Genomic DNA, 18,266 nt, shown 5'->3' with positions numbered 1-18,266 from the left:
CCCGGATGGGTGGAACGGGATCAGAACTTCATCGCGACGCTGAGGTAGGCCGCGCGCGGCGCCCCGGGCGTGATGTTGCTGTCGGAGTGGGCCGAAGGGTAGTAGGTCTTGTCGAAGATGTTCTCGAGGTTGAGCTGCGCCTCCAGCCGGTCGCTGATCCGGTAGAACACGGCCGCGTCGTAGCGCGTGTAGCTTTTCAGCGTGACCTCGTTGCTGATGCTGGCGAACGAGCGGTCCCGGTACACGGCTCCCAGGCCCACGCCCCAGCGTGGCGAGAGGTCGTAACGGCTCCACAGTCCGGCGCTGTGCTCCGGCGTCTGCGGCAGCACCCGGCCGGCCGGCGTGCCGCCGACGGTCTGCACGGTGCGGGCATCCTGGTAGGCGTAGCTGGCGATCAGGCTCCACGCGTCGGTCAGCTGACCCGACAGCGACAGCTCGGCGCCGTCGACCCGCTGGCTGTCGCCGGCCAGCAGGATCATCCGGGTCGGGTCGGTCGGATCGGTCACCGCGGCGTTGCTGCGATTGAGCCGGTACATCGCCACGCTGGCCGACAGCCGCTCGCTCATGTCCCACTTCGCGCCGATCTCGAGGTTCTCGAACTCTTCCGGATCCAGCGCCTGCGTGGTCGCCGACAGCGACGAGAGCTGCTCGCCGGAGCGCGGCAGGTACGTGACCCCGTAGCTCGCGTACACCGACGAAGCGGCGCTCGGCTTGTAGACCAGGCCGACGCGCGGCGACAGCAGGTCGTCGCTGGACGACAGGTCGCGGTTGGCGGCGCTGACGCCGGCGCGCAGGTCGGTATAGTCGAGGTCGAAGCGGTCGAAGCGCACGCCGACGATGGCCTGCCACTGCGGCGAGAACTCGATCTGGTCCTGCAGGTACAGCGCCGCAACCCGCGCCACGCCGGTGTTGCGCGCGTCGCCGCTGCCGTTGGCGCTGTTGTTGGCGTAGACGATCTGCGCGGCGACGTTCGGCGAGGCCAGCGGCACCGTGCAGCTGCCCGAGCGACCGGTGGCGCTGGTGTTCAGGCAAGGGGAGCCGGCGCCGAGGAGGAACGAACCCGACTGGCGCAGGTTGTCGGTCTCCTGACGGCCGAACTCGGCACCGGCCAGGAAGGTGTGGCTCACCGCGCCGGTGTTGGCCTCGAACACCAGATCGGTCTGGTTGAGCAGGTTCTCGCGCCGGGTCGCGTTGTCGTACGCGGCCAGCTGGACGGTGCCAGTGGACGCGTTGACGGCGCCCGGGAATACGTTGCGGTAGAGCTTGTCGTAATCGGCGTAGCGCGTGCGGTTGCGCAGCTGCGCGCCGCCCGCGAACCGGTGCTCGACCAGCGCGGTCAGCGCGTGCACGTCGACCCAGGTCGGGCTGCCATCCGGGTCGCCGAAGAACGTCGAGCGCGACGTCTCGACGGGGTAGCGGGTGCCTTCGAACGCAGCGGGCTGGCTGGGGATGCCGCGGTCGGCGGTGCGTTCGTCGTGGAAGTATTCGTAGCCGACCGTGATGCGCGTGGCGTCGCCCGCGGTGAACAGCAGGGTCGGGTTGATGCCCTCTCGCCGCACGGTGACCCCGTCGCGGTAGCTGCCGGAGTCCTCATAGACGCCCGTCACGCGGAACGCCGCGTCGGCGCTCAGGGACTGTCCGACATCAGCGGTGACGCGGCGCTTGTCCCACGAGCCCACCTGCACGCCGACCTCGCGCGTCGTGACGCCGTCGGCGACCTTGGTGACGCGGTTGAGCAGGCCGCCGGGGCTGCCGCGGCCGAAGATCATCGCGTTCGGCCCCTTGAACGCCTCGATGCGGTCGATGTTGTAGGTGTCGCGGTAGTACTGGACGTCGTCGCGCATGCCGTCGACGAACAGGTCGGCGGTCGAGCTGTTGCCGCGGAACACGAGGCCATCGCGATTGCCTTCGCCCTGGGTGATGCCGATGCCCGGGACGTACCGCACGGCGTCGGCCATCGACTGGATCGCGAGGTCGCGGATCTGCTGCTGGCTGACGACGCTGACGGCCTGCGGCACGTCGACGAGCGGGGTGTCGGTGCGGGTGGCCGTGGTCGAGCGATGCACTGTGTAGCCCGGCATCTCGCCGACCACCTCGACGTGGTCGAGCTCAGTCGGCGTGCGTTCGGACGCCTGCGCCAGCGCGGAGGCGTGGGCGGCGGTGCGCGGGGCAGCAGCGGCCGCTGGGCTCAGGGCAAGGACGATTGCCGCGGCGAGCGGAGCGGCCAAGGGGAAGCGGTGGGGTGCCATGGGATTCCCAGAAGGATTGATCGGGTTGCCGCTGCGTCATCGGCGGCCCAGCAATGCTAATGAGAATGATTATCAAAAACAACGGGTGCCGCGCGTCCGCTTGAGTGGGCCTGCCACGAGACTCGGGGCGCCAGCGGCCCCTCATGTCTCAATCCGCGTCGCGATCGTCGCGGGTCCAGACCATGCCGTCCTCGATCTTGACCGGGAACTTCGCCACCGGCTCGTACGCCGGCGCGCACAGCGGACGCCCGTCGCGCACGTCGAACTTCGCCCCGTGCAGGGCGCACTCGACGGTCGCGTCGTCGGCGTCGAAGTGGCCCGCCGACAGCTCGAAGTCCTCATGGGAGCACTTGTCCTGCAGAGCGTAGTAGTCGCCGTCGTAGTTCACGACGAGGATCGGCGTGTCGTCGTCCCACACCACGCGCGACTCGCCCGGCAACAGTTCCGCGGTCGTGCCGACGAACACCCAGTTCGCGCTCACAGGTCTTTCTCCAGGACTTCGAATCGAAGGTCGTCGCGCTTGGGCAGGCCGAAGCGCTCGTCGCCATAGGGGAATGGCTTGTGGATGCCGGTGCGGCGGTAGCCGCGACGCTGGTAGAAGCCGATCAGCTCGTCGCGCACGTCGATCACCGTCATGCGCATCCGACGAAGCCCGAACTCGTCGCGCACGAGGCGCTCGGCCTCGGCCAGCACCTGCTTGCCGACGCCCGCGCCCTGCAGCGTCGGCACCACCGAGAACATGCCGAAATAGCCGGCGTCGTCCTCGACCGCGACATGCGCGCACGCCACCAATCGGCCGTCGCGCTCGGCCAGAAGGATGACGCTGCGCGCGCGGTCGAGGCAGGCGCGGATATCGTCGACGCCGGTACGACGTCCGTCGAGCAGGTCGGCTTCGGTCGTCCAGCCGGCGCGACTGGAGTCGCCGCGATACGCCGATTCGACCAGCGCCACGACCGCGTCGATGTCGTCCGCGGTGGCCCGGCGGAAGGTCAGGGTGGACTCGGTCATCATGCGAACAGCGCGCTCAGGTAAGGGAAGAACATCAGCGCGAGCAGCAGCGCAACGAGAGGCAGCGCGACCAGCACCACCAGCCGCAGCGCGCGCGCGGCGCGGCCCTGGATCGCCTCGGCGCGGTCGTTGATGCGCTCGACCCGATCCAGCTGGCGCTGGTGCATCGCCATCTGCTCGCGCTGCAGCGCGAGCGCGACGCGCTGGTCGTCGCGGATCTCGCGCAGCAGGCTGGCGATGTCGTCGGGGGCGGCGTCGGACGGGTCGACCATCGCGGTCTCGAAAGCGGCGTCGGGACGCGAAGCCTAGCGCAGCTCCGCGGTCCCCTGCGCACTCGGGATCAGGCGAGCAGCCGGCGCACCTTGGCGAGCGCGGCGACGAACGCGTCGACCTCGTCGTGCGTGTTGTAGAACGCAAACGACGCGCGGCACGTGGCGGGCACGCCGAAGTGCTGCATCAGCGGGTGTGCGCAGTGGTGGCCGGAGCGGATCGCGACGCCCTCCAGGTCGAGCAGCGTGGCGAGATCGTGCGCGTGGGCACCGTCGACCAGGAAGCTGATCACCGCGGCCTTGTCGGCGGCGCGGCCGAAGATGCGCACGCCGTCGACCGCCGACAGCGCCTCGGTCGCGTGCGCCAGCAGCGCCTGCTCGCGCGCCTCGACATGGTCCATCCCGATCGCGGACAGATAGTCGACCGCCGCGCCGAGCCCGATGAAGCCGGCAATGTTCGGCGTGCCGGCCTCGAACTTGTGCGGCGCGTCGTTGAACACGGTGCCGTCGAAGCGGACCTCCTTGATCATCTCGCCGCCGCCGAGGAAAGGGGGCATCGCGGCGAGGTGCTCGCGCCGCGCCCACAGCGCGCCGGTGCCGGTCGGACCGCACATTTTGTGGCCGGTGATCGCGTAGAAGTCGCAGCCCAGCGCGGCGATGTCGAGCGCGCGGTGCGGCGCCGCCTGCGAACCGTCGACCACGGTGACGATGCCGCGCCGGCGCGCCTCGCGGCAGATCTCGCGCACCGGGTTGACCGTGCCGAGCACGTTGGAGACGTGGGTCAGGCCGAGCAGCTTCACGTCCGGGGTCAGCAGCGCGTACAGGCCGTCGACGTCGAGCTCGCCGCTGTCGGTGAGCTCGGCGACCTTGATCGTGGCGCCGGTGCGCTGCGCCACCAGCTGCCACGGCACGATGTTGGCGTGGTGCTCCATCCGCGTCAGCACGATCGCGTCGCCCGGCTGCAGGCGGGGCAGCGCCCACGAGTACGCGACGAGGTTCAGCGCGAACGTCGTGCCGCTGCACAGCACCAGCTCGTCCGGGCGGACGTTCAGGAAGCGCGCCAGCTTGCGACGCGCGCCTTCGTAGGCCTCGGTCGCCTCGGTGCCGAGCGCGTGCACGGCGCGGCTGACGTTGGCGTTGTGGTTGCGGTAGAAGTCGTCGACGGCGTCGATCACGCTGGCCGGCTTCTGGCCGGTGTTGGCCGAGTCGAGGTACACCAGCGGCTTGCCGTGCACCTCGCGCGCGAGCAGCGGGAAGTCCGCGCGGACGCGGGCCCAGTCGATGCCGGCGTCGGCTGCCGCGTTCATGCGGCCTCCGGCTGGACGCGCGCCAGCGCCGCGTCGAGGTGGGCGGCGAGCGACTCCCGCAGCGCCGCATCCTCGAGCACGCCGAGCGTCTCCCGGCAGAACGCCGCGGTCAGCAGGGCGCGCGCCTGGTCGACCGGCACGCCGCGCGAGCGCAGGTAGAACAGCGCGGTCGTGTCGAGCTGGCCGACCGTCGCGCCGTGGGCCGCCTGCACTTCGTCGGCGTGGATCTCCAGCACCGGCTGGCTGTCGATCTCGGCGCCTTCGGACAGCAGCAGGTTCTTGTTCGACAGCTGGGCGTTGGTGCCGTCGGCCCCTTCGCGGATCAGGATGCCGCCGTGGAACACCACGCGCGATCGCCCGGCGCCGAGCCCGCGCCAGGTCAGCTCGCAGGCGCTGTCGCGGCCGACGTGGTCGATGTCAAGCCGGGTGTCGACGTGGCGCTTGCCGTCGCCGAGCAGCACGCCGTTGGCGTGCAGGCGCGACGAGGCGCCGTGCAGGGCGACATTGAGCTCATGGCGGGACAGCCCGGCGCCGAGCTCGAGGTCGAGCCGCACGTAGTTCGCCTCGCGCGCCAGGACCGCGTCGGTGCGCGCCAGCAGCGTGGCGCCGGCCGACTCGGCCTGCAGGCGCGCGTGGGTCAGCGTGGCGCCCGCGGCCACGTGCACGTGGGCAACCGCGTTGGCGAGGTGCTGGTGCGCGCCGTCGCCGAGCACGTGCTCGACCACGGTCAGCGACGACCCGGCGCGTAGCTCGATGAAGTGGCGCAGGTGCCAGGCCTGGTCGGCAGGCGCCGCGGTGCCGATGCACACCAGGTGCACCGGGCGCTCGGCGCGCACGCCGTCACCAACGCGCAGCACGGCGCCCTCGTCGGCGAGCGCGGCGTTGATGCGCGGGAACACCTCGTCGCTGCGCTCGTACCGTCGCGCGAGGAAGTTGGCTTCGCGTGCGTCGCCGGTCGCCAGCACGGCCGACAGCGCCTGCAGTTGGACGCCGTCGGGCAGGCCGGCGGTGTCGCTGGCCGGCGCGTCGAAGCGGCCGTTGACGAACACCAGCCGCGGCGCCGGGATGGCGGCGAGCAAGGCGGCGTCGTAGTGCACCGGAGTAGCCGGAGACGGCGCGAAGGTGCGGCGCTCGAGCGCGCGCAGCGACGTGTACTTCCAGCGTTCGGCGCGCGCGTGCGGCAGTCCGTCGGCCAGTGCGGCGTCGAGCGCGCCGCGGCGCGCGTCGCCGAGCCCGGCGGCGTCCGGCGCGGGCAGCACGTCGAACGCCGAGGCGAAGGAGTCGAGCAGGGCGCCCATGTCAGGCGGCCGCCCCGGGCGTGATCCGGTCCTTGATCCACGCGTAGCCGTGCTGCTCGAGTTCCAGCGCCAGCTCCGGCCCGCCGCTTTCGACGATGCGGCCGTCGGCCAGCACGTGCACGACGTCGGGCTTGATGTAGTCGAGCAGGCGCTGGTAGTGGGTGATGACCAGGAACGCGCGCGCGCTGGAACGCAGCGCGTTGACGCCGTCGGCGACGGCCTTCAGCGCGTCGATGTCGAGGCCCGAGTCGGTCTCGTCGAGGATCGCCAGCTTCGGCTCGAGCAGTGCCAGCTGGAAGATCTCGTTGCGCTTCTTCTCGCCGCCGCTGAAGCCTTCGTTGACGCCGCGGTGGAGCAGCTCGTCGCGCAGGTGCAGCACGGCGAGCTTCTCGCGCACCAGCTTGAGGAACTGCATCGAATCGAGTTCGGACTCGCCGCGCGCCTTGCGCTGCGCGTTGAGCGCGGTGCGCAGGAAGTAGGTGTTGTTCACGCCCGGGATCTCGACCGGGTACTGGAACGCCAGGAACACGCCGGCGGCGGCGCGCTCCTCGGGCTCGAGCGCCAGCAGGTCGATGCCTTCGTACGTGACCGTCCCGGACGTGACCTCGTAGCCCTCGCGGCCGGCGAGCACGTTGCCGAGCGTGGACTTGCCGGCGCCGTTCGGGCCCATCACCGCGTGCACCTGGCCGGGCTGCAGTTCCAGCGTCAGGCCCTTGAGGATGGGCTTGCCGCCGACGGAGACGTGGAGGTTGTCGATCTTGAGCATGTTCGTTCCGGTTCCAATCCATCCCCCTGTCCCGGGCGGGCCAGGGGTCGTTGCGTCATCGCGCGGCGCGTGGCTCGCGGATCGCCGCGCGACGACCTGCCCGCGGCTTATCCCACCGAGCCTTCGAGCGAGACTTCCAGCAGCTTCTTGGCTTCCACCGCGAACTCCATCGGCAGCTCGCGGAACACCGACTTGCAGAAGCCGTCGACGATCATCGACACCGCGTCCTCCTCGCCGATGCCGCGGCTGCGGCAGTAGAACAGCTGGTCCTCGCTGATCTTCGACGTGGTCGCCTCGTGCTCGACGGTCGCGGTCGGGTGGCGGACTTCGATGTACGGGAACGTGTGGGCGCCGCACTTTTTGCCGATCAGCAGGCTGTCGCACTGGGTGTGGTTGCGCGCGCCTTCCGCCTTCGGGCCGACCTTGACCAGCCCGCGGTAGGTGTTCTGGCCGCGGCCGGCGCTGATGCCCTTGCTGACGATCTTGCTCTTGGTGCGCTTGCCGACGTGGACCATCTTGGTGCCGGTGTCGGCCTGCTGGCGGTGGTGGGTCAGCGCGACCGAATAGAACTCGCCGACCGAGTCGTCGCCGATCAGCACACACGAAGGGTACTTCCACGTGATCGCCGAGCCGGTCTCGACCTGGGTCCAGCTGATCTTGCTGCGCGCGCCGCGGCACTCACCGCGCTTGGTGACGAAGTTGTAGATGCCGCCGACCCCGTTCTCGTCGCCGGGGTACCAGTTCTGCACGGTCGAGTACTTGATCTCCGCGTGGTCGAGCGCAACGAGCTCGACCACCGCGGCGTGCAGCTGGTTCTCGTCGCGCATCGGCGCGGTGCAGCCCTCGAGGTAGGACACGTAGCTGCCCTCCTCGGCGATGATCAGGGTGCGCTCGAACTGGCCGGTGTTCATGGCGTTGATGCGGAAGTACGTGCTCAGCTCCATCGGGCAGCGCACGCCCTTCGGGATGAACACGAACGACCCGTCCGAGAACACCGCGGAGTTCAGCGCGGCGAAATAGTTGTCGCCGGTCGGCACGACGGTGCCGAGGTAGCGCTGGACGAGCTCGGGGTGGTCGTGGATCGCCTCGGACAGCGAGCAGAAGATCACGCCCTTCTCGGCCAGCTCCTTGCGGAACGTGGTGCCGACCGAGACCGAGTCGAACACCGCGTCGACGGCGACACCGGCCAGCTTGGCGCGCTCGTGCAGCGGCACGCCGAGCTTCTCGTAGGTGTCGAGCAGCTCCTGTGGCACCTCGTCGAGCGAAGCGTACTTGGCCTTCGGCGCGGAGTAGTAGCTCAGCGACTGCAGGTCGATCGGGGCGATGTCGAGCTTGGCCCAGTGCGGCACCGGCATCGTCAGGAAGTGCCGGTACGCGGCCAGCCGCCAGTCGGTCATCCACTGCGGCTCGTTCTTGATCGCCGACAGGGCGCGGATGATGTCCTCGTTCAGGCCCGGCGGCAGGCTGTCGGACTCGATGTCGGTGACGAAGCCGGCCGAGTACTTGCGGCCGAGCTGCGCGTGGATCTCGCGGTTGCTGGTCGCATCGGGGGCGGTGTCGACGGTCGGGGAGGCCATGGCGTTACCTGCGCATCAGGCGCTGGCCAGGCGCACGTCGATGCGCCGGGCGGTGGAGTCGGAAGAAGGCGGCGCGGCCGGGGGCGGCGCGAGCATCTGGGCAAGGGTGACGGCGCGCAGGGCGTCGACGACGACGTCGTTGATACGCCGCCAGTTGGCGCGCACGCCGCAGGACTGTTCGATGCCGCAGTTGCCGTCGTGCACGCTGCACTCGGTCATGCCGAGCGGGCCTTCCATCGCGATCACGATGTCGAGCAGGCCGATCTGGTCGGCCGGACGCGCGAGGCGGTAGCCGCCGTTGGCGCCGCGGAAACCCTCGACCAGGCCGGCCTGCGCCAGCGGCTTGAGCAGCTTGGCGACGGTCGGTACCTCGAGGCCGGCGCGCTCGGCGAGCTCCGGCGCGCTGAGCACGGCCGACGGCGCGCCGGGCGACGGCGCGGCCAGCACGGTCAGGACGACCGTGGCGTAGTCAGTGAGCTTGGTGACCCGGAGCATGGGCGCGGCACGCGGCGCGGGGGAATCCGTACCGGAATTGTACGGTTTCGCGCCGGCGCGGCCAAGCCGGGCATTCCGGGGCCCGCGGGGCCCCGGACGGAGATCGGCCGGGGCTCAGCGCGCGCCGGCGGCCGCGGCGGGGGCAGCAGCCGGCAGGACCAGCTCGAAGTACGGCGCCGCGGCGGTCTGGCCGGGCGGCACGTACGCCGGCGCCGGCGTGCCGCCGGGGCCGAGCGACTTGATGAACGCGAACATCGCGCGGCGGTCCTCGACGCTCATCGCCCGCAGCGCGAAGTCCGGCATGATCGGGCGGGTGCGCAGCTCGGCGCTGTAGGCCAGCCACGTGGCCTCGTCCATGTCGGCCAGGGTCAGCCGCAGGTTGGCGGCATAGGTCGTGCCCCACGGGCCCTTGTAGCCGAGCGGGGAGCCGGTCAGCCAGCGCGCCTTGTCGACGTTGCCCTGCGCTTCGGCGTAGCCGGCCGTGTGACAGTCGTTGCAGCCGGTGATGCGGACCAGGTACTCGCCGCGGGCGACGAGATCATCGGCCGGCGTCTGGGCCGGGGCCGTAGCGGTGGCCGTGGCCAGCGGAGACGCCGCGGCGGTGGCGATCGGCGAGGACTGCGAGCATGCGGCCAGCGTCAGGGCGAGCGGGGCGGCGAGCAGGCGCAGGAAGGGCATGTTCATAGGGCAAGGGATCGTGTTGGTTCGGGGGGAGTGATCACGAACGCAGCGGGCGCGCGGATCCGGCCAGCCGCGCCCGGGCGGTCCCGGGTCGCGGCCGGCGCCGATCGCGGGCTGGACAACTGGCGCGGAGCAGGCCGCCACCACGCGGCGCCGCCGATCGGCCTGCGCAGGCGTGAGTTGCATGGCCCGCCCCGCGTCCAGGTACCGCTACTGGTTGATGACGCGGGGATCGCAGGGGATGTTGCAGTTGCCGTTGCCGGTGTCGGTCACGTTGATCGTGTACTCGGCGGTCTCGACCATGGTGTTGGCGTCGACGATGCTGCCCGCATACGGCGACTGCCCGTTCCAGCTGAGCTGGTCGTGGGTGTCGTTGGTGAACACGCACGGATTGCTGCTGCTGAGCTGATAGCGGCGATCGGCGTTGAGCTGCAGCGGCGCGGTGTCGCGCCCCTGGCCGCTGGTCTGGACCAGCCCGCCGTGGCCGTCGTCGCCGCCGGTGTAGCTGTAGCTGTAGGTCTGCCCGTTGCTGGCAACGACGTTGACCCAGCCGGGTTCGGTCTGTGCGCTGTTGCGGATGTCCAGGTTCACTTGCGGGGTGGCGTTGGGCATGGGAGTGCTCCGTGGTGGGTGGCCGTCAGGCCGGGACGGGCGGGGGCCCGCAAACCGGAAGGTGTCGTTCGTCATCGCGCCGCCACGGGCGTTGCGACGGGCAAGGGATGCAGGGGGCGGTAGCCGGCCGCGTCCAGGCGCTGCCTGCTGCGCGCCGCGCCGTCGCCATCGCCCAGCGCGAGCTGCGCGCGCAGCAGCGGCTCGAGGCGCTCGAAGGCGACGCGATCGCTCCCGCCTTCTTCAAGCAACGCGCGGGCCCCGGTCCAGGCCGCGTCGGCGAGCCGCGGCTGGCCGGTGCGCTGGGCCAGATCGCCCTGCAGCAGCCGGGTTTCGGCCAGTCGCGTGCGCAGGGTTTCGTTCGGCGCGTCCTTCCACGCCGGCGCGAGCAACGCCTGGCTGGCGGTGAGCTTCACGCGGGCCGTCCCGACGTCGCCGCGCGCGAGCGCCAGGCGCGCCAGCTGGTTGTGGGCGCGGGCGAGGCCGTCGATCGTCCGCTGGCTCTTCGGTTCGGCGGCCAGCGCCGTCAGCAGCAGCGCTTCGGCATGCGCGGCGTCGTCCAGCGCCCGGTCGGGCTGCGTGGCGGCGGCCAGCTCGGCGCGGTTCAAATGGCAGCGGGCCAGCGTCGCGCGCCACTCGTTGTTCGACGGATCCCGCGCCAGAAGCGGCGAGGCGAGTCCGATCGCGGTCGCCACGCTGGTTTGCGCCTCGGCGGTCCGGCCGCGCAGCTTCTGCACGTCCGTCAGCAGGTTCAGCGCGAACACGCTGTAGATCTTCCAGTGGGTGTTGTCCGGCTCGGCGGCCATGTTGGCGCGCAGCATCTCCACCTGCCGCGCGAAGTGGGACTCCGCATCGGCGAGCTTGCCCTGCGCCAGCGCGAGGCTGCCCATCCACGAAATGGAATCGGCGGCCTCGAAACGCAGCGCCGGGTCGTCCGGGTGCTGCTTCAGCCAGCCGAGGAACAGCGCGACTTCCGCCCGGATGCTCTGCTCGGCCGCGGCGTACCGCGCGCGCTTGTGGTCCATCACCGCGAGGTTGTGCAGCCCGTACGCCACTTCCTTCTGCCAGTCGAAGTTGTCCGGATCCATCGCCGCCAGCGCAACCGCGCTCGCGTGGTAGTTGCGGAACCACCGTTCGGTGGTGTCGTAGTCGCCCTGCTGCAGGGCGACGTAGCCGATCCAGTACTCGGCCTGGGCGCGGTCGTAGAGCCGCTGGCCGTTGCCCGGCGCGCGCTCGTACAGGGTCGAGCTGCGCGCCAGCGCTTCCTGGAACGCGGCCATGGCCTCGGCGTGGTTGCCTTCTTCCAGGCGCACCTGGCCGATGCCGGTCAGCGAGCGCGCCTGCTCCTCGAGGGCGCGGTCGCTGAGGTCGCGCGGCTGCAGCGTGGCGAAATAGCCGATCGCCTTGTCGTCGACTGCGCGCATCAGGTCGAGCCGGCCGACGGTCGTGAGCTTCCCGCGCAGGTCGCCGAGCATGAAGCCGAGCAGGTCCTCGGCCTGCGCCTGCCGGCGCTGCGCGTCGTTGCGCGCGATCGACGCGGTGACCGCGAGCGCGGTGGCGATCGCCATCCCGGCGAGCGACGCGGCGGCGACCGCGACCAGGCGCCGCTGGCGGCGCTGCTGGTCGCGGCGGGCGAGGGTGTCGAAGCCGACGCCGAGCAGGCCGGCGACCAGCTTGACGAACGCGCGGTCGCGGCCGTCGGCGACCGGGCGCGCGTCGGCGGCAAGCGGTTCGATCGTGGTGCCGCTCGCGTCCTGCGCGAGCAGCGACGGTGGAAAGCAGCCGGCGTCGCCGGTCGCGCCCGGATCGCCGTCGACGACGAAGCACAGGATCCGGTCGCCGCGGCCCGCGGCGCGGAACGCCGCGACCTCGGCATCGACCCAGCGCGAACGCGCGGCCGCCGGCGAGCACAGCACGACGAGCCATTCGGACGCGGCGAGCGCCTCGCGGATCGTCGCGCCGAGGTCGCCGCTGGCCGTGAGCTCGTCGCGGTCGCGGAAGAACGCACCCAGCCGCGCGTCGATGCGCCCGTGCGCGCCGTCGGTGCCGACCAGCCGGCGCGGCACGCGGTAGGTCTCCAGCCGGCGCATCAGCCAGCGCGCCCACGCCTCGTCGGCGTGGCTGTAGCTGATGAAGGCGCGGTAACGGCGGGCGTCCGGCATGCGCGTGCCCTCAGCCGCCGAGCCGGGTGTGTTCGAGCGGCCGCTCGCGGTGCATCAGCGTCCACTCGGCGTGCTCGGCCAGCGCGGCCTCGCCGAGCGTGCGCAGGATCCGCCGGGTGTCGTCGGGCGTGGTCGCGCCGTCCAGGCGCCGCCGCGCGCCGGCGTAGATGCGCTGCATGAAGCGGTACTGCTTGACCAGCTCCTTGTCGGCCTTCTTGTGCGCATAGGCCTCGTGCACGCCGGCGCCGACCGACAGCAGGCCCATCAGCACGACCAGGGCGTTCTTGGTGTCGTAGCCCCAGCGGTGCGCGAACAGCGCCAGCACCAGGCTGATCGTGATGCCGATGCCCAGGCACGCGTGCGCGAGCCACTCGGCGCGGCGGTGCTGGCGTTCGCGCGAGCGCGCCGCCGCGGTGAAGTAGCCCAGCTGCCCGCGCGAGTCCGGCGTGCCGACCCATTCGCCGACGACGCGCTCGACCGCGCTGGCGTCGGCGGCGACCGGCACCAGCAGCCCGTCGAGGCTGGCCGAGCGCAGCGCGTTGCGGATCCAGCCCAGCTCGAGGTCCTGCTCCTGCATGAAGCTGTCGTGGTCGACCGACGGGTGCGCCGCGTCCACGACGCCGGCGCGTCGCCAGTACGACTGCACGCGCAGGCCCTCGGCCAGCGCGCGGTAGTCGAGGTACTTGCGGTGCCACGCGCGACGGCGCGCCAGCACCGCCAGGCCGACGCCGGCGATGAACAGCGCCAGGTACAGGTAGATCAGCGCGTCCTGCGACTTCACGTGCGCGTAGACGATGAAGGCCGCCCCCGTGGCGGCGGCGATCGCGTAGGTCAGCCTAAGCACGCGCGCGACCCGGCGCTGGTAGGTCCGCGCCAGCCAGTCGGCGACGACGAACTGGCGATGGATCGGGCACGCCGCGGCGCCGTCGCTGTCGGCGGGCGCGTCGGCGGCGACGTCGTCGGCGTAGCGCCGGGCGTCGGCGTTGTACTCGGCCTGGCGGCGGAACATGGCGTCGAACGCCGGCGGCAGGGCGTCGTGTTCGATCACCGCGTCGTCCATCGTCAGCCAGCCGCCGCGCGATGCCGCGCGCGACGGCGCGTCCGAGCGCGACGCGGCGATGTGCCGCACGACGGTGTCCTCGCCGATGCCGAGCAGCGTCAGCGACGCGCGCGGCGGGCGCGGCAGCGCGCCGGGGATCTCGCCGCCGAGGTGGTAGCGCACCACCTGTGCGGTGCCGCCGGTCGAACCGCCGTCGAGCCCGTCCCACAGCGCCAGCAGCACGTGGCAGTGCCGGGACACGAACATCCCCGCCTGGGCGTAGCGCTGGTCGCGCGCGGGGCCGGGCACCGCGCTGGGGTCGGTGTCGGTCGCGCGGCGGCCGCTGGCCCACTCGCTGCGCGGCAGTTCGATGACCTCGGCGCGCGCGATCTGGCGCTCGAGTTCGGCGCGGCTGGCGTCGTCGGCGAAGTCGTCGCGGTACTGCGCCAGCGGCAGCGGCAGCGGCGCGACCACGCGCAAGCCGCGCTCGAACGCCACCTCGGCGACCAGCCGGTCGGCGCCCTCGGCCAGCGGCGACAGCACCAGCAGCGGCAGCTCGGGGTAGCGCGCGGCGAGCGTGGCCAGCACCTCGTGGACCTGCAGGCGCAGCGACGGGACCTCGTCTGCGCGCAGGCGGCGGTGCCCGGTGACGCCGACGATCAGGTGGATGGCGGCGGCCGTGCCGTCCCGTTCGGTCATCCGCTTCCTTCCCTCGTGGGTGGCCGGGCGACGTGCGTGCCGGCGCGCAGTCGGCGATCGCGTCCACCGCATCGCTGGCAGGGACCTCTGGATGAACGGGGGGGCGCACCCAAAGCAGCCATCCCCCGGGTGGGTGACGGTGCCGCCGAGCGCGCCCGGCCCGCGCGGGCCGCGGGCGCCGTTGGTCGATTCCGGCGCGTCGGGTCACAATGCCGGTCCATTTGACTGGAACACGCCGCATGCCGCGCAAGATCGTCGCCCGTCGCTCCGCCATCCACGGCAACGGCGTGTTCGCCGTCGAACCCATCGCCAAGGGCGAGCGCCTGGTCGAGTACCGCGGCCGCCGTCGCACCCACGCCGACGTCGACGCCGGCGACAGCGGCGACGCCGACTCGGGCCATACGTTCCTGTTCACGCTCAACGACGAGTACGTGATCGACGCCAACTTCGACGGCAACGTCGCGCGCTGGATCAACCACAGCTGCGCGCCGAACTGCGAGGCCGTGCTCGAGGAAGACGACGGCGACGACCGCACCCGCGACCGCGTCTTCATCGAGGCGATCCGCGCGATCAAGCCCGGCGAGGAGCTCGCCTACGACTACGGCATCACCCTGGCCGAGGCGCACACGCCGCGCCTGAAGAAGATCTGGGAGTGCCGCTGCGGGTCGAAGAACTGCACCGGGACGATGCTCAAGCCCAAGCGTCCGGCGAAGGCCGCCGCGCCGGCCAAGGCCGCGGGCAAGAAGGCGAGCAAGCCCGCCGGCAAAAAGGCGGGCAAACGGGCCGTCGGCACGAAGAAGCCCGCCCGGGCCTGACCGCCGGACGAAAGTGCGATGGCGCCGCCCGCGCGGCGGCGCGGAAGATCGGCCACCCACACGACCTGCACGGACCCCCCATGACCTCGATCCACGGCAAGGTTGCCCTCGTCACCGGTGCGGCCAGCGGCATCGGCAAGGAAATCGCGCACGAGCTCGCGCGCGCCGGCGCCGCGGTCGCGATCGCCGACCTCAACGCCGCGGGCGCCGACGCCGTCGCCGCCGACATCGTCGCCGCGGGCGGTCGCGCGATCGGGCTGGCGATGGACGTCACCGACGAGGCCGCGGTCGATGCCGGCATCGCCCGAACCGTCGCGGAGCTCGGCGGGCTGGACATCCTGGTGTCCAACGCCGGCATCCAGATCGTCAACCCGATCGAGCAGTTCGCGTACGCCGACTGGAAGAAGATGCTGGCGATCCACCTCGACGGCGCGTTCCTGACCACCAAGGCGGCGCTGCCGCACATGTACGCCGCAGGCGCCGACGGCCAGCCGCGCGGCGGCACCGTGATCTACATGGGCTCGGTGCACTCGCACCTGGCCAGTCCGCTGAAGTCGGCCTACGTCACCGCGAAGCACGGCCTGCTCGGCCTGTCGCGCACGCTGGCGAAAGAGGGCGCCAAGCACGGCGTGCGCAGCCACGTGGTGTGCCCGGGCTTCGTGCGCACGCCGCTGGTCGACAAGCAGATTCCCGAGCAGGCGCGCGAGTTCGGCATCAGCGAGGACGAGGTGGTCAAGAAGATCATGCTCGGCAACACGGTCGACGGCATCTTCACCACGGTCGAGGACGTCGCCCAGACGGTGCGGTTCCTGTGCGAGTTCCCGAGCGCGGCGCTGACCGGGCAGAGCTTCGTCGTCAGCCACGGCTGGCACATGCAGTAGGCCGCCGCGCTCCACGCGTCGTCGCCATCGGCCTGCAATGGGCCTGTGATGCGCGCCGACGCGGTTTGGTTTGCATGACTGTTGCCAGACGCGGCGGCGCATGCCCCGCGCCAGCATGGCGCATCCCACCGATTCCCCTGTCGAATGCGCCTACGCCCGCTTCCGCTGCTGTCCCTGTGTGCCTTTCTCGCCGCGCTGTCCGCCAACGCGGCGGCGGTCGACATCGACGGCCGCATCGACCCGGCCGAATGGCAGGGCGCGCGTCGCGTGACCGAGTTCCGCACGGTGCAGCCGCTGACCGGCGAAGCGCCGCAGCACCCGGTCGAAGGCTGGATCCTCGCCACGCCCGAGGGCCTCGCGATCGGCTGGCGCGTGGCGATGCCGGCCGGCGTGCCGCGCAGCCGCCAGACCGTGCAGCGCGACTTCGAGGCGCAGGTCGACCGCGTCAACCTGATGGTCGACTTCGACGGCGACGCGCGCACCGGCTACAACTTCACGATCAGCTCGACCGGCGGCATCTCCGATGCGGTCATCACCAACGAGAACAACTTCAACGACGACTGGGACGGCAACTGGCGCCACGCCGTCAGCGAGGACGAGCACGGCTGGAGCGCCGAGGCGTTGATCCCGTGGTACATCGCGCCGATGCGCGGCGGCAGCGACGGCCAGCGGCGCCTGCGCGTGCAGCTCGACCGCGTCATTGGCGCCACCGGTGAGCGCGCCGCGTGGCCCGGCGCGAGCTTCGAGCGGCCGCGCTACCTGTCGGACTTCGCCGTGGTCGACGTGCCGGCCTACAGCCAGTCGCTGCTCGCGGTCACGCCGTACGTCTCGGGCCTGTACGACAACGTGCGCGGCGGCAGCGATTTCGACGGCGGCGCCGACCTGTTCTGGAAGCCGAACGGGCAGTTCCAGCTGTCGGCGACGCTCAACCCGGACTTCGGCCAGGTCGAGAGCGACGACCTCGTCGTCAACTTCAGCGCGACCGAGACCTTCGTCAGCGACAAGCGCCCGTTCTTTACCGAGAACCAGGGCATCTTCGAATACACCACGCCGTCGGACTTCAGCCAGCTGCTGTACACCCGGCGCGTCGGCGGGCCGGCCGACGACGGCAACGGCGCCGGCGACATCACCGCGGCGGTCAAGCTCAACGGCAACCTCGGCGCGACCAAGTACGGCGTGTTCCTGGCCGACGAAGGCGACGAGGCCGGGCGCACCTTCGGCGCGCTGCGGCTGGTGCGCGACCTGACCCAGCAGAACCTCGGCCTGATGCTGACCCGCGTCGACCGGCCGTTCCTCGACCGCGAGGCGACGGTGCTCGGCATCGACCACGGCTGGCGGCCGACCCCGCGCTGGAACGTGCGCACCCGGCTGTTCGGCAGCGCCATCGAGCAGGCCGGCGAGTCGGTCGACGACGTCGGCGCGACCGTGTGGGCCGACTACGAGATGGACCGCGGCTGGCGCCAGCAGTGGATCGCGATGCACTTCGGCAACGACCTGCAGATCAACGACGCCGGCTACCTGGCGCGCAACAGCCTCAACTACCTGCACTGGCAGGTGGCGCGCCGCTACACCGACCTGGCGGCCGAGTCGCGCTACGCCTCGAAGGACTGGCGCTGGCGGATCAGCGGCACCGACAACAACCGCGGCGACCGGCTGCAGCGGCAGCTGCGGATCGGCCGGCAGAGCCAGCTACGCAACGGCAGTTCGGAGTTCGCCCAGATCAACATCAACAGCGGCGGCGTCGACGACCTGCTGACCCGCGGCAACGGCAACCTGCGCAAGCCCGGCCAGTTCAGCCTGTACGGCGAGTACGACCGGCCGCGCAAGGGCAACTGGGCGTTCGAGACCTCCGGCGAAGTGTTCAGCGGCGGCCTGGCCGGCAACGACCGGATCGGCTTCAGCGCCGAGTTCGAGCCGACGTACTTCGTGACCGACGGCTTCAGCGTCGGCGCCGGCGTGTCGTACACGCGGATCCCGGACTGGCTGGTATGGCGCGGCGGCAACCTGGTCGGGCGGTTCGAGCAGCAGGCCCTGCAGTTCGACGCCGGCATCAACTGGAACATCAACCCGCGCCAGGAGCTGCGGGTGAAGCTGCAGGCGCTCGGACTCGATGCGGCGGTGCAGGGCGCCGTGCGCGTGCAGCCCGACGGCCGCGCGCTGGCGGTGGCCGACCCGGTCGACGACTTCAACGTGCGCACGCTCGGCTTCCAGATCCGCTACCGCTACGAGCTGGCGCCGCTGTCGTACCTGTACGTGGTCTACGGGCGCGGCGGCTACCGGCAGGACCCCTACAGCGACGACCCCGACGCGCTGCTGCGCGACAGCTTCGAGCTGCGCGACGACGAGCAGCTGCTGGTGAAGCTCAGCTACCGCTTCGAGCTGTAGGGCGGGTCCCGGCGCGCCGGAATCCC

General features: G+C 71.4%; 15 protein-coding genes and 1 pseudogene. 3 read left to right on the top strand and 13 right to left on the bottom strand.

Annotation, left to right across the window (positions count from 1 at the left end):
- Positions 1-20 precede the first annotated feature (20 nt).
- The 13 genes from D3A60_RS11445 to D3A60_RS11385 form a co-directional block, all read right to left on the bottom strand.
- Entirely contained in the window at positions 21-2,249 is a 2,229-nt protein-coding gene (locus tag D3A60_RS11445) for a TonB-dependent receptor (RefSeq protein WP_119718771.1), read from the bottom strand.
- A 148-nt stretch (positions 2,250-2,397) separates the two neighbouring features.
- Entirely contained in the window at positions 2,398-2,730 is a 333-nt protein-coding gene (locus tag D3A60_RS11440; RefSeq protein ID WP_119718770.1) for a non-heme iron oxygenase ferredoxin subunit, read from the bottom strand.
- Positions 2,727-3,257 carry a GNAT family N-acetyltransferase gene (locus tag D3A60_RS11435; protein WP_119718769.1) on the bottom strand — a complete coding sequence of 177 codons (531 nt, stop codon included), beginning with the start codon at positions 3,255-3,257 and terminating at the stop codon, positions 2,727-2,729. The genes D3A60_RS11440 and D3A60_RS11435 overlap by 4 nt, the downstream gene beginning before the upstream one ends.
- Positions 3,257-3,529, bottom strand: coding sequence for a hypothetical protein (locus D3A60_RS11430; protein ID WP_119718768.1), 273 nt, complete (start codon positions 3,527-3,529; stop codon positions 3,257-3,259). Before D3A60_RS11430 ends, D3A60_RS11435 begins: the two co-directional genes overlap by 1 nt.
- Positions 3,530-3,597: 68 nt before the next feature.
- Complete coding sequence (locus D3A60_RS11425) at positions 3,598-4,833, bottom strand: cysteine desulfurase (RefSeq protein WP_119718767.1); 1,236 nt, start codon at positions 4,831-4,833, stop codon at positions 3,598-3,600.
- Complete coding sequence (gene sufD, locus D3A60_RS11420; RefSeq protein WP_119718766.1) at positions 4,830-6,131, bottom strand: Fe-S cluster assembly protein SufD; 1,302 nt, start codon at positions 6,129-6,131, stop codon at positions 4,830-4,832. The genes D3A60_RS11425 and sufD overlap by 4 nt, the downstream gene beginning before the upstream one ends.
- A 1-nt stretch (position 6,132) precedes the next feature.
- Positions 6,133-6,897 (bottom strand): Fe-S cluster assembly ATPase SufC, encoded by a 765-nt coding sequence (gene sufC / locus D3A60_RS11415; RefSeq protein ID WP_119718765.1) that lies wholly within the window; start codon positions 6,895-6,897, stop codon positions 6,133-6,135.
- 107 nt (positions 6,898-7,004) lie between these two features.
- Positions 7,005-8,474, bottom strand: a complete 1,470-nt coding sequence (gene sufB, locus D3A60_RS11410; protein ID WP_119718764.1) for a Fe-S cluster assembly protein SufB — start codon at positions 8,472-8,474, stop codon at positions 7,005-7,007.
- A gap of 15 nt (positions 8,475-8,489) precedes the next feature.
- Positions 8,490-8,969 carry an SUF system Fe-S cluster assembly regulator gene (locus D3A60_RS11405; RefSeq protein ID WP_119718763.1) on the bottom strand — a complete coding sequence of 160 codons (480 nt, stop codon included), beginning with the start codon at positions 8,967-8,969 and terminating at the stop codon, positions 8,490-8,492.
- 114 nt (positions 8,970-9,083) lie between these two features.
- Entirely contained in the window at positions 9,084-9,653 is a 570-nt protein-coding gene (locus D3A60_RS11400; protein ID WP_196778716.1) for a c-type cytochrome, read from the bottom strand.
- Positions 9,654-9,860: 207 nt separating this feature from the next.
- Entirely contained in the window at positions 9,861-10,262 is a 402-nt protein-coding gene (locus D3A60_RS11395) for a hypothetical protein (protein ID WP_157981474.1), read from the bottom strand.
- Between the two features lie 71 nt (positions 10,263-10,333).
- The gene (locus tag D3A60_RS11390) at positions 10,334-12,421 is read right to left on the bottom strand and encodes a toll/interleukin-1 receptor domain-containing protein (RefSeq protein ID WP_119718761.1); all 2,088 of its coding nucleotides are present in this window, start codon (positions 12,419-12,421) and stop codon (positions 10,334-10,336) included.
- Positions 12,422-12,431: 10 nt separating this feature from the next.
- Entirely contained in the window at positions 12,432-14,159 is a 1,728-nt protein-coding gene (locus D3A60_RS11385) for a hypothetical protein (RefSeq protein ID WP_119718760.1), read from the bottom strand.
- 239 nt (positions 14,160-14,398) lie between these two features.
- On the opposite strand from D3A60_RS11385, the pseudogene D3A60_RS11380 reads away from it, so the two are divergent.
- From D3A60_RS11380 to D3A60_RS11370, 3 genes and pseudogenes are all read left to right on the top strand, one after another.
- Positions 14,399-14,863 (top strand): annotated as a pseudogene (locus D3A60_RS11380) (SET domain-containing protein); the annotation flags it as partial.
- A 191-nt stretch (positions 14,864-15,054) separates the two neighbouring features.
- The gene (locus D3A60_RS11375) at positions 15,055-15,855 is read left to right on the top strand and encodes a 3-hydroxybutyrate dehydrogenase (RefSeq protein WP_119718759.1); all 801 of its coding nucleotides are present in this window, start codon (positions 15,055-15,057) and stop codon (positions 15,853-15,855) included.
- 144 nt (positions 15,856-15,999) lie between these two features.
- Entirely contained in the window at positions 16,000-18,240 is a 2,241-nt protein-coding gene (locus tag D3A60_RS11370; RefSeq protein ID WP_119718758.1) for a DUF5916 domain-containing protein, read from the top strand.
- The last annotated feature ends 26 nt before the right edge of the window (positions 18,241-18,266 follow it).

The sequence above is a fragment of the Cognatilysobacter tabacisoli genome (assembly GCF_003586305.1).
Classification (GTDB): Bacteria; Pseudomonadota; Gammaproteobacteria; order Xanthomonadales; family Xanthomonadaceae; genus Cognatilysobacter_A; species Cognatilysobacter_A tabacisoli.
Note: the sequence above shows the minus strand (reverse complement) of the source record. Positions and strands in the feature narration are given on the sequence as shown.

Bases quoted from the DNA above. Each gene is read 5' to 3' on its own strand.
- sufC (WP_119718765.1), bottom strand. From the start codon at position 6,897: ATGCTCAAGATCGACAACCTCCACGTCTCCGTCGGCGGCAAGCCCATC.
- sufD (WP_119718766.1), bottom strand. From the start codon at position 6,131: ATGGGCGCCCTGCTCGACTCCTTCGCCTCGGCGTTCGACGTGCTGCCC.
- D3A60_RS11430 (WP_119718768.1), bottom strand. From the start codon at position 3,529: ATGGTCGACCCGTCCGACGCCGCCCCCGACGACATCGCCAGCCTGCTG.
- D3A60_RS11395 (WP_157981474.1), bottom strand. From the start codon at position 10,262: ATGCCCAACGCCACCCCGCAAGTGAACCTGGACATCCGCAACAGCGCA.
- D3A60_RS11375 (WP_119718759.1), top strand. From the start codon at position 15,055: ATGACCTCGATCCACGGCAAGGTTGCCCTCGTCACCGGTGCGGCCAGC.
- sufB (WP_119718764.1), bottom strand. From the start codon at position 8,474: ATGGCCTCCCCGACCGTCGACACCGCCCCCGATGCGACCAGCAACCGC.
- D3A60_RS11445 (WP_119718771.1), bottom strand. From the start codon at position 2,249: ATGGCACCCCACCGCTTCCCCTTGGCCGCTCCGCTCGCCGCGGCAATC.
- D3A60_RS11390 (WP_119718761.1), bottom strand. From the start codon at position 12,421: ATGCCGGACGCCCGCCGTTACCGCGCCTTCATCAGCTACAGCCACGCC.
- D3A60_RS11400 (WP_196778716.1), bottom strand. From the start codon at position 9,653: ATGAACATGCCCTTCCTGCGCCTGCTCGCCGCCCCGCTCGCCCTGACG.
- D3A60_RS11425 (WP_119718767.1), bottom strand. From the start codon at position 4,833: ATGAACGCGGCAGCCGACGCCGGCATCGACTGGGCCCGCGTCCGCGCG.
- D3A60_RS11405 (WP_119718763.1), bottom strand. From the start codon at position 8,969: ATGCTCCGGGTCACCAAGCTCACTGACTACGCCACGGTCGTCCTGACC.
- D3A60_RS11385 (WP_119718760.1), bottom strand. From the start codon at position 14,159: ATGACCGAACGGGACGGCACGGCCGCCGCCATCCACCTGATCGTCGGC.
- D3A60_RS11370 (WP_119718758.1), top strand. From the start codon at position 16,000: ATGCGCCTACGCCCGCTTCCGCTGCTGTCCCTGTGTGCCTTTCTCGCC.
- D3A60_RS11435 (WP_119718769.1), bottom strand. From the start codon at position 3,257: ATGACCGAGTCCACCCTGACCTTCCGCCGGGCCACCGCGGACGACATC.